Origin of the sequence: uncultured Neglectibacter sp., assembly GCA_937958185.1 — a bacterium.
GTDB lineage: Bacteria > Bacillota > Clostridia > Oscillospirales > Acutalibacteraceae > Acutalibacter.
In genome coordinates this window covers 107,966-120,843 of the sequence record CALFFN010000022.1, presented here as the reverse complement: position 1 = coordinate 120,843, position 12,878 = coordinate 107,966, and the positions used below count along the sequence as shown (strand labels likewise).

Genomic DNA, 12,878 nt, shown 5'->3' with positions numbered 1-12,878 from the left:
TTTCTCCTGCTACAGTCTGTCGATAAAGCCTCCAATTAACGAATACGGAGGGAAAGAGAGTTGTGAGAGAGAACCGTCGGGGTTCTCTTTCGCTTTTCAATACACAACATATTGAGGGAATCAAAGATTCCCTCAATATGTTTGAGCGGGGCGAAATGTTTTTCGACACGCTCAAGCAGGAGCCGGATTCATTTGAACCCGGCTCCTGTTATCTCAATAGGGGCATACTGCCTGTCAGGCGGTTGATTTTCTTCTTTTCCCCGCAAATGGCAATACCAAAGTAGCGCAGGTCCCGTTCTTCTGTCCGCGCCATTTTTTCCCGGAACTCATCGTATGTCTTACAGCTTTGCGCCTTGTCGGAAAAATCCACCACGGTCAGACCTTGAAATTCCGGCTGGCACAGCTTTTTTCGGATTTCCCGAAGACCTTCCGCCGTGCTTTTCAGGACCGGCACGGGAAACTCGATAATGCCCAAATGTTTGCCGCCGCTTCCGTCTGCCACGTCAGCGCCCACCACCTCCGGGCGGTGCCTGCCCAAAGTGATCCCAAGGATCGCCGCGGTGTTGGCAAGAATGCCTGTGGGCAATTTTTCGTCCAGTATCACAACGCATTTTTCATTTTGCCGGTCCATTTTCTTTCTCCTTTGTAAAAATCTCCCGGTACAGACCGGGGGTCAAGCCTAACAGCCGATGGAACACACCTGTAAAATGGCTCTGGTCGCAGAACCCCGTATCCAGCGCCGCTTCCATAGGAGTCGCGCCATGCTCCAACAGGTGTTTTGCCCTGCCGATACGAAGGTTCACCAGATAATTGTAGGGAGTCATGCCTTTTGCTTTTGCGAAAGCCCGCAGCAGGGTGGATTTGCTCAGCCCTACAGCGCCGCAGATCTGATCCAAACTGACCGGTTCCGCAAGGTGCTCTTCCAAAAACGCACAGGCGGCGTCTATTTCTTCCCGGTATCCGCCGGGAAAGGGCTCAAAGGGCTGCCCGTACTTTTCCAACAGCAGGGAGAGGAAAAACAGCAGGCATTCCTCCTTTTCTATGCCGGGGGAATGTTCCATGACAAGCCCGTGCAGACGGCGCAGACAGCACCCGATCTCCTCGTCAAGCACCACGTGCTTTGAAAATCCCGGCAGCTCCGGCTTCCCGGTTAGCTCTTCCATTAAAGCCATCATAGTTTCCTGGGGGAGATTTACGCCCCGGTAATCCAGCGCCCCGCCGCTTTGGACACAGGCATGGCTGTCGCCGGGGCAGAACAGCAAAATATCTCCGGCTTTCACAAACAGGTTTTCACCGTTGCAGGAAAGGAGCCGTTCGCCCTGCTCTACCAGCCCGATCACATAGTAGTCGTGAAAATGGCTGGGAAAGGGCTGGGTGACCCCCTCCAGCCGATAGGCTTCTATGTGCAGTTCCCTGTCATATACCGCGGTGCGCTCTTCTCTTTTCATGGGGCTGCCCTCCCTTTTACGTTCAGTATAGCAGATATGGAACGGAGAGGCTTGTAAAATATCTTCATTTTTTCGGAACAGCCCGGAAAGGTGATTGAGATAATAAAACGACCACCCGTTTGATTCGGGCGGCCGCTTGTCTGATAAGTAGAAAAAGGCTGAGGGAGAGAATCCTTACTTTTTCATGGCTGCTTCCACGTCCTCCAGCTTACGGGGGATTGCGCCGGTCAGGTTCTCACAGCCGGTTTCCGTCACGTGGCAGTTGTCCTCCAGGCGGAAGCCGATGCCGCTGTCTTCGTCGTAGATGCCGATGTCCACGCAGAACACCATGCCGGCGGACACCGGGCGGGTCATATCCACCTCGTCGTGAACGTCGTAGCCGATATGGTGGGCGCCGCCGTGCCACATATATTTCCCGATCTCATCATAGGAGCTGAGCTTCCCCAGCTTTTTCAGCTGCTCACAGCAGAATTCCCGGGCGGTCTGGTCCACGGAAGCCATGGGCATTCCGGGCTTGATGATGGAGAACATATACTCCGAGGTGTTGTAGGCGCACTGGTACAGCGCCGCCTGCTCCCTGGTGAATTTCCCGTTGCAGGGCCAGGCGCGGGACACGTCGTTCACTTCGTTGTCCCACCATGCGCCCACATCGTTCAGGATCAGGTCACCGTCCTGCGCCTGCCCCATGTAGCTGTCGTAGTGAATGCAAAAATTGTTTTTCCCGGCGGAAATGATGGAGTGGAACGCCGGGGTCAGCACGCCCCGCTTTGCTAAAGCATAGTCAAATTCCGCTTTGTATTCATACTCGTACATGCCGGGCTTGGACGCCTGCATCATGGCGCGAATGCCCTCGCCGGTGATCACGGCAGCCTTTTTCATCGCTTCGATCTCACAGGGCTTTTTGATGGTGCGAATGCGCCGCATGAGGGGCATAACGTCCTTTACCTGTACGCCGGGATATTTTGCGGCAGCGTCTTTTGCGAAGCGGTGGGGCAGGGTGAGGGATTCGTCGGCGGTGTTCAGGAACAGGTCCAGCCACAGGGTCTCGTAGTCGCCGGAGGTGGCGGCCCGGCGGAAATCCTCTTCAAAATTCTCCACCATGCGGATATTTTCCAGCCCGGACTGCGCCCTGACCTCGTCTATGGTGGGGCGGCGCCCTGTCCAGCGCTCTTTCATCACGTCATGGGGCAGAATATAAATGGTTTCCCGCACCGTGCCGTTCCGCTTTTGAAGCAGCAGCACCAGCCCGTGAAAGTCCACGCCGGTGAGATAGAGGAAGTTCCGGCTGCAAAAGAAAGAGTAATAAGCGTCGGCGGACTGCCGGGGCGCTTCCCCGGAGAACAGCACAGCCATTGAATTGTCCGGCAAAGCGTTCAGCAGCGCCCTGCGGTTTTCCACATGAAATGAAGCGTTCATCGTAAATCCTTTCCACGGCAAAATGCCATTATGTTAAATTTCCGTGTTCCATTATAGTCCCGCATTTTTCCCAATGCAAGACCACAGAAAGAAGAAAAAAGGAAAATTTTGATTTTTACCTTGACAAGCGTAAAAATTTGGGTATAATATATATTGCTGTTCGGGTCAGCGTGCTTTTGAGGACTTGGACAAGGGCTATAGCGGTATTGTGTAATGGTAGCACAGCAGACTCTGACTCTGTTCGTCTGGGTTCAAATCCTGGTACCGCTGCCAAGCAGCCTCGGCGATAACATTTGAGCCGAGGCTGCTTTTTACGAGGTGTAGCGCAGTTGGTAGCGCGCCACGTTCGGGACGTGGAGGCCGCGAGTTCGAGTCTCGCCACTTCGACCACACCTGCGGTGAGCAATTCGCGAACCGCAGGTGTTTTCTATGTTTTTGCTGCGTGACCCGCGCTGAAAATATCATTTTTATGGCAGAACCAAAAGTAAGGGGAGACTACGCAAGGGCAGCCTTCCCTTGCTTTTTGTGGTAAGAGTGACTCGGACTCGGGAGAGGTGCAAAGCGCCGGTGGCGCTCTGGTGCGAACAGCCCGAATCGACAGATGAGACGGATTTGAACCACGGTCTCGCCTGTCGGCTCGGTCGGACCTGGACGCTCGCCACCGGCGAGCAGGTCCCTTCGGGTATGAGCCCGGGCGGTCTCAAACATGGGAAAGTCGCAGATTCAAACCTGCTCGAAAACGAAAAATTCCAGCCAACCCACAAGGAGTTTGCTGGAATTCTTTGGTTGCGGGGGTTTGCAACACAGTTTGCCAGAAATACTGTTTCAATATTGCATTCGGTCGAATTTTCTGTTATGATATGAATGCATGGGAAACCGTGCGGAAGTCTGCCATAACGGTAGGCGGTTGGCTACACCACCCGAAAGGGGGTGAAGCAATGCCGATTACATTGACTTTTCACATCCTTATTTGGACTGTGACAATTCAGGTAAAAAGCAGCAGCCGCCACTCTGCCAAGTAGCGACTGCTTAGTACTTACTAAACATCCTTCTTGAGTCAACCGTCTATCGGCAGACTTTCTTTACGCTTATATTATAGAGGATAAATCAAGTGCTGTCAAGTCTTGATACGTGCAATAAACAAAAACAGTCGCCCCGACCAAGGTTAGCAACTGCTTTTTTAAGTAAGTCATAACCGGGTCAACCGTCTATCGGCAGACTTCCTATATGTTTATTATAGAGGACAAATCAAGTGTTGTCAAGTCTTGCGCTTGCAATTTTTCTTATTTGGACAGAGGAGATCAGCATGAAGTATTATGTAGTGTCCGACATTCATGGGTATTTTACACAGTTCAAAAACATCTTGGAACAAGCAGGGTATTTCACGGACTCGGAGCCGCACAAGCTAGTAATTTTGGGAGATCTGTTTGACCGTGGGTATGAGGCGGACGCTCTTCAGCAATTTGTTCTTGATCTCATGGATCAAGATCGCGTGATCCTGATTCGAGGAAATCATGAAGACCTTTTCCGAAAGCTGATCACCACAGACCACGGGGTGTTGTACAGTCACCATCTGCACAATGGTACTTTTGATACCGTTTTGCAGCTTAGCAAGCTGGATTACATTGATGCGTTGTCTGGCGAGAAACTGATCGCGGAAGCAGAAAAAACGCCCTACAACAGCAGAATTATTCCCGCAATGAGGGATTACTACGAGACAGATCACTATATTTTTGTTCACGGCTGGATTCCCTGCAACGAAAGTGCAGAAGGCTACAGCTTCATGGAGAATTGGAGAACGGCAGGTGCGGAAGAGTGGGCAAGGGCGCGGTGGTATAACGGCATGGACGCGGCGCAAACCGTGACGATAGAGAGAAAGACCATCGTTTGCGGTCACTGGCATGCCAGTTATGGGCACAGCAAATTTGAGAATAAGGGATCAGAATTTGGAGCGGACGCTGATTTCAGCCCCTACTATGGGAAAGGAATTATTGCCATCGACGCCTGTACCGCCCATAGTGGAACGGTCAACTGTATTGTAGTGGAAGACTAATAATATGCAACAAGGAACCCCTGACCGATATGGTCAGGGGTTCCTGCCTGTCTATTTTCGGTTTCAGCCGAACAACTTTTTTACAGTTTCTTCAGAATGTCTTACCAGATCCAGTGCCGCTTCCAAATCCGGCGTTCCAGATCAGAGCAATTCCTCAATGGGAAAGTCTTCATCACCATAGGCTCTTTTTGTCAGCTCACCAATGGCGATGTTATACGACTTGATGAGCTGGAGGAAATCGTCATAGAGTGCGTCACCAGACCACTCCATCATACGGAACAGTTTTTCATTGATAGATTTCATTTCCTGCAGGATTCTGGCATAGTCCCCTGGAGGAAATTCTTTTGGCTTGACCCCTCGTGCCAGCTGGCGGAGATATTCGCTGACAGACAAGCCACAGCGGTCAGCTTTTTTCTGTAACGCTTCTTTTTCCTTGTGTAACATACGAATCAAAACTTGAGCGTCTTGACGTCTCATTTTCTTTTCCCTTTCTGTGAATGAAATGTAAGTGTGGGGGTGTCAGGGGCTTGCCCCTAAACAGCGGCATGAGTGCCACCTTGGATATACGTTTTGTATATCTAAGGTGGTGTACACATGCGGTGCTGGCTAGGATAGAAAATCACCCCTTTCAGGATTGATTTTTCATATCAATCCTATCTCCTTTTGAGGGGCGGAAGAGCGAATTTTCAACCCAAAAATCAGCCGAATAATCTGCTGTTTTCACGCCTTTGGATTTGCTTTTCAATCGCCCGGGAGGGCGCTTTGACGTTCCAGTTTTTCGATCTGCCGGAACAATTTTTGGACGTTATAGGTGTAGATTTCGGCATCAATTTTCCCGGTAGAGTTTGCCACGGCGGCGACCTGGTTCAGCAGGTTGCCGATTTTCCGCAGTTCTACCACAGCTTCTCCGATCCACTCCGGCGGAGTTGAGTTTCCGTAGGAAAGGCGCTGAAGTCGGCGGCGAAGATAGGTGCTGACGGAAACGTCTTCCTTGGCGGCACCGTCCCGGTACGTTCGGTATTCGCCCTCTGTACAGTAGAGGGTCACGTTTTTCTGCTTGCTCATTTACACTTCATTCTCCTTCCATATCGATGGGGCAGTAGCTTTCCTCCAGCGATTCCGGGAGGTCTGCAATGGGAACCTGCTGCCCGTCTCTGCAAAGTTTTGTGCCGCCGTCTGAGAGAAGCTGGGAAGACTGATACGCTTCCTTTTCCAGCTCGCGGACAAGGGAATACTGACCTTTCATGAGCTTCCCGATGTTCTCGCTGTCGATGTCCCCGATCTCTCGTGCGACCTCGGAAATATTCTGCAAATCATTGGCGATATCTCTCATACATTGCAGGATCGCCGCATAGTCACCAGGTGGAAATTCGCTGGGGGCAATGCCGAGGAGCAGACGGCGGAGATACCCGCTTTCGGAAACATTGCACTTCTTGGCATACTCTGTCAGCCGCTGCTTCTCAATATCGGACAGATACACGTGCACACCGTTGTCTCTTTTCCTTGGCAAAGATATCACGTCCTTTCGTTTCGTTTGATGTGCGGAATAGCGTATAAAGGGGGTTTTAGGGGCTTGCCCCTAACCAGAGGGTCGTAGCGCCGGAGGAGCAAAGCGGGACGTGTCCCGCTTTGTGTCCTACGGTGGGGCTCACGACCCAGTGCTGGCTAAGATAAAATCGTCAGTCAGCTCTTTCAGAGAAAAGCGATCGGGATTCTCTGGCTCTCAGACTGTAAATAAGTACCTGTTCTCTCTTTTGGATAAAAAGAGAGAGGGAAAAGCTGGGAATCCCCTGCTGTTTCCCTCTCAAGATAGGCTTATTCAGCTCTGCGGATAGGAATACTTGATACCGTCGATATTCCTGTAGCTGCTGCTAAATTCATTTCCCTGCAAGAAGTTGTCTAAGACCTTTTCCCGTGTATCATCAAAGGGGGTTACGTCTCCATGTACAACCTGTCCGATGTCTAAGCAGGTACATCCGCCGTTTTTTAAGGTGGTGAGCAATGCAGAGGGCAGAAAGCCACATTCGCCGTTTTCATCTGTGATGGCGAGAAATTCTTCGCCATAAAAATCAAAATAGACGAGAATGTCAGACCTGGCTTCTCCCTTTTCGTTCTTCATCGTCAGTTTGACGGGGAAGAAACCGTCCTCCGTTTTGTCCATGACCTCCAGCGTATTGACAGGAAGATCTTCCGCTGTTTTGGCAGTTACCTTAGATCGCGCTTTGGAATGGGAAGCCTCTCCGTTCAAGACCAGCTCGTTAGCCGCTACCTCTTTCAGAACGAGCTCACTGGGAGTAGCATTTTTCAAAGCCAGTTCTGCGGGGGTTGGGGTGAGAGCGACCCATGCTTTCTCATCGCTGAGCAGATACCCGCGGGGCGGGGAGATTTCCTTGAAGTAGTATGTTCCAGCAGGATAAGCTTTTGTGACAAATTCTCCCTTGGAATCCGTAACATACGTATCCAGCAGGGTGTCGTTTTTATCGTAGAAGCCATACACGGCTCCGGCAAAAGTAGCGTCACCCTGCGGAATTCTCCCGGTTTCGGAATCCGTTTTAATGAACCTAACCTTGCTTTCCCACGGGATTTCCTCCTGCTCGCCTTCCCCGGTCTGCACGGCAATATAGGCAGCCACGGGGTCGATCTCATTGTCTTTGCATTCCACCATGGGCTGGTAGTTACCACTGGTCTTCCAGAGAATGAAAGCGTCCTTGCCGCCCTCGATTTCAAAGACAGCCTTTTTTGAAATCACTGAATCAGCGATCTCGCCATTTGCGGTGAGCTTCAGGTTGTTGCCAGTTTTTTCCGCGGTTACGCTACCATCTGCAAAGGTGAAATCAAAATGGTCGAGCACTTTGTTTTTATCCTGCACTATTAACGAGAACGTGCCATCATCTTTGGCTGAAAGGGTGGCAGGGCGATTAAACGCTTCTGTGTCTTTTCTAAAAGCAAAGCTGGGGATCTTCCGCAGAGCAACCAGTTTGTTCTTCAACTGGAAGAAATAAGCGTAGTACTCATTGTAGAAGCCGCTCTGCATAGCGATCAGCTCCACATCGTGGGAAACGCAGTCCTTAAAGGTAATAACGCCGTTGGAATCATAATAGATATTTCCGCCCAACGCCGCCCAGATCATCATCTGTGTGGCGCAGAATTTGTACCGCTCCGTTTCAAAGGGCGTTTCCTTGCCGAATTTATCCCCACTGTACTGCCAGCCATTGGCGATGATGTCGCCGATCAGCGCCCGCGTTTTTTCATCGTAGCCGCTGGGTGCGCTTTCGGAGTAGTCGATGCCGTCAGCAGAGGGCTTCATGTATTCCAGGCAGTACACGACCTTGTATTTCCCGTCCTTTTTCAGCGCCTTTACGGTCTGGTAAGAAATGCTGCCGTCCCCATGACCTAAACTGGTCAGCCCGGAAACCGGGTTCTGGATACAGCGGATATCGTGGCGCTCTACCAGAGTGCCTCTTACCGCTTCCCTCGCTGCCGCCCGTCTCATACCGTTAGCGGATACAGGCTGTTCTTCGCAGATCATAGGTGTTTCAAGGGTCTCCGTCAGATTCTCCTGTGCGGTGGGGGCGTTGAGCGCTTCTACACTCTGAATAGAAGCAAAGGCAGGAATTGCGCCGCTGATACAGAGGATAACTATCAGCAGTAACGTGAGGCATAAAAATGATTTTTTTCGTATTTTCATGAATTTTTTCCTTTCGCTTTTTGAATTTAGGGTGGAGAAACCTCATTGGATTTCTCCAACAGGGGTTCAGGTAGGAATCGCTTTACTTATGAAAAAATTTTTCAGGCTTCCCAGTGAATCAGCCGCTCGGTACCATCGTCATTCATTCCCTCGAAAGAAATGTAGTAAACAACATATCCCTCCAGAGAATGACCGTCTTGAATCCACATATGCTCATAGGTGTGAACCATCCAGTCGGCTTCAGCGTCTGCGCTTTCCCTTGCTAATCCATCTGAATCGGACCAACTGCCGCCATGCGCTTCTTTCGACCACACAAAGCCGGAAGGCAGACGTTCCGCAACCAACCGTTTTACTTCTGCGGTATAGGCGCTGTCAGCAGGGTCTACAAAAGCATCAGGGGTGTTGATGAGGTAGATATGATAATAAAGGTCTTTGAACACTGTACCTACGTCATCAGTGAAATCATTCAGAGCAATACAAAAGTACTTTACATCTGAAAATTGTTCAAGCTTTTTCTGGATGTTTTCTATCATTTTTTCTACAGATGTTGCCCGGCAAAAAGATTCCATTTTTTCATCACCGTTCATGACAATAAATGTTTCTTTGCGGGCTGCACCAGCTCCGCCGTGGCTTGCGCCCTTCAGCGCAATTTCATTCCAAACGGCGTTGCCGGTCTTGCCCTTTAAGCCGTCGATGAGCTGCTGCTGGATAGCAGGGTCAACGTTATTCTTACTGCTCACCTGCCAATCATTGGCGGCGCTGTATTCCCGGGCAAACACATTGAACACGTTGTTGGGGTGCGCCTTGGGGTCAGTGGAGGGTTCCACGGGTTCTTCATCGGGCATGACAGGCTCTATCACCATCGTATTGCTGGTGAGAATGCTGCTGGCGCTTAAAAACACCTGCGCTACCTGCGCCCGGGTCGCCGTTCCCTTGGGGTTCAGCTTGCCATCGCTGCCGTTGATGATACCGTGGGAGGTCGCCCACTTCATGGCTTCCACGGCAAAGGAGGAAACCTTGCCCGTATCCGGGAAACTGTTGTAGGCGTCCTCGGAATAGGAGGTATCGTTGCCGGTGGCCTTGGCGTAGCGGAACAGGAACGTGGCGATCTGCTCCCGGGTAACGTTCTGCAGGGGGGAGAAGGTCTTTTTCCCCGTGCCGGAAACAATGCCGTACCGGGCTGCCCATTCCACGCCGACGGCATAGTAGCTGCCCTGCTTCACATCGTTGAAGCGATACAACAGGTACTGGCTCTCATCGATCTGCGCATAGCGGCTGAGAACCGCCACGAACATTCCCCGCTGCATAGCGCCGTTGGGGGAAAATTTATTGGGGGTGGTTCCCTGGAACAGCCCGTTATCCGCGGCGTATTCCACCGCGTCATAGTACCATGCCTTGGGAGACACGTCCTTGAAATCCGCCACACTGGCGGCGCTGGCAGTCACGGCAGCTCCGGCGAGCATTGCGGCGCTCAGTACAGCCGCTGCTATTTTCTTCAACAAGCCTCTTTTTTTCATGCTGATCCTCCTAAACACCTGTTTTCAGTCAAATTTCCTTACCTTGGATTGTACCGCAAATTCTGCTTCAATACAACCCTTTCTGCCTTGTTTCACCTCGCTTTCTTTGCGGGAGCCGGAGTTCTCCGGCTCTTGGAAATCTATGTCAACCGCCGATGGCGGCGGGTTGTTGTAGATCAAGTCGGTCAAAAAGTCAAGTCCTCGTCCCAGGTAAAGGTAAATCGACCTTTGGGAAAGCCCATACCGCTCTTCCAGCTTTTCAAGTGAAATTCCATCTACGTAGTGAGCTTGCAGAAGCCCGAATTGCAGTTTATAAGCAGGGTTCACTTCTCCCAGATTAAGCAGTTTTTTTCCAGCTTCATCGAGCTTGACCAGTATACTTCCGGGGGCTGTCCACGCCTGCGGAATAAGAGTAAATGCGTTGTAATTCTGCAGGAGTTTTTGAACAGCTGCCCGGCTGTTCCATATCGCTTCTTTCATGGCGTTTTCCTCCTTTCTCTGCTGTCGGAAGCAATTACCCGGAATCGACATTCGCCCGGTTACGCCACTGCTCTATCATCGTTGTGGGGGCGTTATACAGGCTTGCCAGCAGGTAGCCCTTCGGGTTGCGGATTGGGTTCTGCTGACGATCCAGCGAATCCAAAACGTACTCGATGTGCTCCCGTTCCAGCTTCGAGAACCGTTCCTGTACGGCTGAGACAGGGAAAGGTGTTTTCCCGACGTTCACCGTCTTTCCCGTCATGGAATAGACCTCGGAAATCAGGTCAATAATTGCTTCTATCCGCTCTGCTCCGTACTCCGCTGCGAGAAAATCAAAACCAATCTGCGTTTTGATTTCTGCCGGGTGGATAGATAGATTCTTTGTTCTTTTAGTGCTTTGTTTTTCTTTATCCTTATATAGAACCGTTTGCCGATTATCCGTTAACCGAAAATCAGAAAACGGTGAAAGTCCAGTGTTTTCCTTGCTTTTTTGAACCTTTTGCTTTTTCTGTTCCTCTACGGCTGCTTCCTGATCCGCAAGCAGTGGTGCTTCATGGAAGGTGTACTCGATGTCGAGGAATGTACCGTCCTCTGCCCGCAGCATACGCCGGGTCAGATACCCGACAGCTTCCATTTCGTGCAAACCGCTGTTCACTGCCGCCTTTCCCATTCCCGCCGCTGCGGAAAGCCCGGCAACGGTATAATCCCAATCGTCGGGGAGGGAAAGAACGTAGGCGAGAAGCCCGCGGGCTTTCATGGAAAGCCGCTTGTCCCGGAGAATATGATTGCTCAATATGGTAAAGCCTTTGTTTTTTTCGACCCGACACACCGGCATATGTAAGCTTTTCCTTTCTTCCTCTCTTGGTTGCTTCCCGGCAGAACCGGGAGGCAACCATATAAGGAGGAGTGGTTGCCCCTGTGGGGGCTGGAGGCGGGCTTTTTTGCAGGAAACCCGCTGGAAACCTTCTATCGCGCCATGCCCTGTTCTTGTGGTGGCAGCATTTTCTCTGCTCTCACAAACCGCTCCTTTTTTACGATTCCTTGCTGAAATCCCCTTACCTCAAGCAGTGGAAATTTCTCTCGGCGTCCCTTTTCAGCGGTCAGGGCTGTGATGATTTCCCCACGCTTCACCTCCGGTGAGGCGTACCTTAGAATGTGATCTGCAATTTCTTCGACAGGTCGCCCATCAGCGTTCAGGAATCCCAGCTTTTCAAACTCGTCCTCCTGCATGGAAGCGACCCATCTTGGATCGCTATCACGGAGAAAATCATAGAAATCATATGTTGGCGCTACTGTGTAGGTAGGTTCATTACTGACCTGCTCATAACGAAGGAACTCTGTCGTTTCTGTGAAATCGGGGTCTCCTATGCTTTCAAAAATGCTTTTGTTCCACTCAGAGATAAACTCCTCGATATCCTCGATGTAATATGCCTGCTTGTCCTCACTGAAAAAGAATCGGTCTATGATTTTCTCCTCAAATGAGGGCTGTACACTTTCCTGTTCAGGTTCAGCAAAAGAAAAGCTGAACCGTACTGTTAATTCTCCATCAAATACCGTTACCATGTGTTTTACAATTCCTCCTGCCCGTTGGTGCCAGACCTTCCGTACTCAACGCCTGCCATGAACGAAAAGAACCCAAGAGCGAGTGGTGAGCTGGGGGTCACAGTGTGCTTGCCGGAAGCCGAGCAGCAGTCGCAAAACATCTGAACCAGCTCAGTTTTGGTGCCAAAATCTGCCTTAATAAACTGTCGTATGGGCTTGTTAAACGCTTCCATCAATTTAACAAGTTCCATTTCTACTGTAATCTTGCTTTTCATGTTTTTTCCTCCAATTCGAATTCGTGGATTCGCCGGTATTCCTCCGGCGTGATATGCCTTGATCTCAGCCGCTCAACCTTATAAAAGGTGTTCAGTGCCTGATAGAAGAGCTCTTTATCTGCGGCGGCGTCTCCATTGCCTACGTCGGTGAGGAAATCCACTGCTGCGGCTATCTCATTCTCCAACCCGTAGCCAACAGCAGGATTCGGCTCTTTTTCTCTCTGTTTGCTCCGTTCCGCCGCCCATTCCAGCAGGAAAAGCTGGAGAGCAGGAACAGCTTCTCGGCAGACGGTAGCGTCCTTCCAATTTCGGTAATGTGTCCCCTGAGATAGATGTCCCAGCGCGGAGATCGCCCAAATAAAATATTTGAATCTGGTTCGCGGTGTCAGTTCCACGCTATGAATTTCCATCAACTATCCTACCTTCCGAAAAATTTGTGCCGAGCCGCTCCAGGAGAAA

At 50.8% G+C, this 12,878-nt stretch carries 14 protein-coding genes and 2 tRNA genes; 3 read left to right on the top strand and 13 right to left on the bottom strand.

Annotated features, from left to right (window positions below):
- Positions 1-208 precede the first annotated feature (208 nt).
- From AB8996_RS07485 to AB8996_RS07475, 3 genes are all read right to left on the bottom strand, one after another.
- Positions 209-631: a DUF2000 domain-containing protein gene (locus tag AB8996_RS07485; protein ID WP_369298353.1), complete on the bottom strand. Its 423-nt coding sequence runs from the start codon at positions 629-631 to the stop codon at positions 209-211.
- Positions 615-1,448 carry an AraC family ligand binding domain-containing protein gene (locus tag AB8996_RS07480; RefSeq protein ID WP_369298352.1) on the bottom strand — a complete coding sequence of 278 codons (834 nt, stop codon included), beginning with the start codon at positions 1,446-1,448 and terminating at the stop codon, positions 615-617. Before AB8996_RS07480 ends, AB8996_RS07485 begins: the two co-directional genes overlap by 17 nt.
- 174 nt (positions 1,449-1,622) lie before the next feature.
- Complete coding sequence (locus AB8996_RS07475) at positions 1,623-2,864, bottom strand: aminopeptidase P N-terminal domain-containing protein (protein ID WP_369298351.1); 1,242 nt, start codon at positions 2,862-2,864, stop codon at positions 1,623-1,625.
- Positions 2,865-3,063: 199 nt separating this feature from the next.
- Between AB8996_RS07475 and AB8996_RS07470 the strand changes: the two genes are divergently transcribed.
- The 3 genes from AB8996_RS07470 to AB8996_RS07460 all read left to right on the top strand — a co-directional run bounded on the left by AB8996_RS07470 (position 3,064) and on the right by AB8996_RS07460 (position 4,917).
- Positions 3,064-3,137, top strand: a tRNA-Gln gene (locus AB8996_RS07470).
- A 41-nt stretch (positions 3,138-3,178) separates the two neighbouring features.
- Positions 3,179-3,254 (top strand) — tRNA-Pro (locus AB8996_RS07465).
- Positions 3,255-4,170: 916 nt separating this feature from the next.
- Positions 4,171-4,917, top strand: a complete 747-nt coding sequence (locus tag AB8996_RS07460; RefSeq protein WP_369298350.1) for a metallophosphoesterase — start codon at positions 4,171-4,173, stop codon at positions 4,915-4,917.
- A gap of 141 nt (positions 4,918-5,058) precedes the next feature.
- Here the strand turns inward: AB8996_RS07460 and AB8996_RS07455 are convergent, their stop codons facing one another.
- The 10 genes from AB8996_RS07455 to AB8996_RS07410 form a co-directional block, all read right to left on the bottom strand.
- Complete coding sequence (locus AB8996_RS07455) at positions 5,059-5,361, bottom strand: hypothetical protein (RefSeq protein WP_369298349.1); 303 nt, start codon at positions 5,359-5,361, stop codon at positions 5,059-5,061.
- Positions 5,362-5,658: 297 nt separating this feature from the next.
- Entirely contained in the window at positions 5,659-5,982 is a 324-nt protein-coding gene (locus tag AB8996_RS07450; protein ID WP_369298348.1) for a hypothetical protein, read from the bottom strand.
- Between the two features lie 7 nt (positions 5,983-5,989).
- Positions 5,990-6,427 (bottom strand): hypothetical protein, encoded by a 438-nt coding sequence (locus AB8996_RS07445; RefSeq protein ID WP_369298347.1) that lies wholly within the window; start codon positions 6,425-6,427, stop codon positions 5,990-5,992.
- A 309-nt stretch (positions 6,428-6,736) separates the two neighbouring features.
- A complete protein-coding gene (locus tag AB8996_RS07440) occupies positions 6,737-8,605 on the bottom strand; it encodes a SpaA isopeptide-forming pilin-related protein (RefSeq protein WP_369298346.1) in 1,869 nt (622 codons plus the stop codon).
- A 101-nt stretch (positions 8,606-8,706) separates the two neighbouring features.
- Complete coding sequence (locus tag AB8996_RS07435) at positions 8,707-10,122, bottom strand: S-layer homology domain-containing protein (RefSeq protein WP_369298345.1); 1,416 nt, start codon at positions 10,120-10,122, stop codon at positions 8,707-8,709.
- A 24-nt stretch (positions 10,123-10,146) separates the two neighbouring features.
- Positions 10,147-10,602, bottom strand: a complete 456-nt coding sequence (locus AB8996_RS07430) for a hypothetical protein (protein WP_369298344.1) — start codon at positions 10,600-10,602, stop codon at positions 10,147-10,149.
- 34 nt (positions 10,603-10,636) lie between these two features.
- Complete coding sequence (locus tag AB8996_RS07425) at positions 10,637-11,395, bottom strand: DUF6017 domain-containing protein (protein ID WP_369298343.1); 759 nt, start codon at positions 11,393-11,395, stop codon at positions 10,637-10,639.
- 173 nt (positions 11,396-11,568) lie between these two features.
- Positions 11,569-12,165 (bottom strand): hypothetical protein, encoded by a 597-nt coding sequence (locus AB8996_RS07420; RefSeq protein WP_369298342.1) that lies wholly within the window; start codon positions 12,163-12,165, stop codon positions 11,569-11,571.
- Between the two features lie 5 nt (positions 12,166-12,170).
- Positions 12,171-12,395 (bottom strand): hypothetical protein, encoded by a 225-nt coding sequence (locus AB8996_RS07415; RefSeq protein WP_369298341.1) that lies wholly within the window; start codon positions 12,393-12,395, stop codon positions 12,171-12,173.
- Between the two features lie 20 nt (positions 12,396-12,415).
- Positions 12,416-12,814 carry a hypothetical protein gene (locus tag AB8996_RS07410; RefSeq protein WP_369298340.1) on the bottom strand — a complete coding sequence of 133 codons (399 nt, stop codon included), beginning with the start codon at positions 12,812-12,814 and terminating at the stop codon, positions 12,416-12,418.
- Positions 12,815-12,878 lie beyond the last annotated feature (64 nt).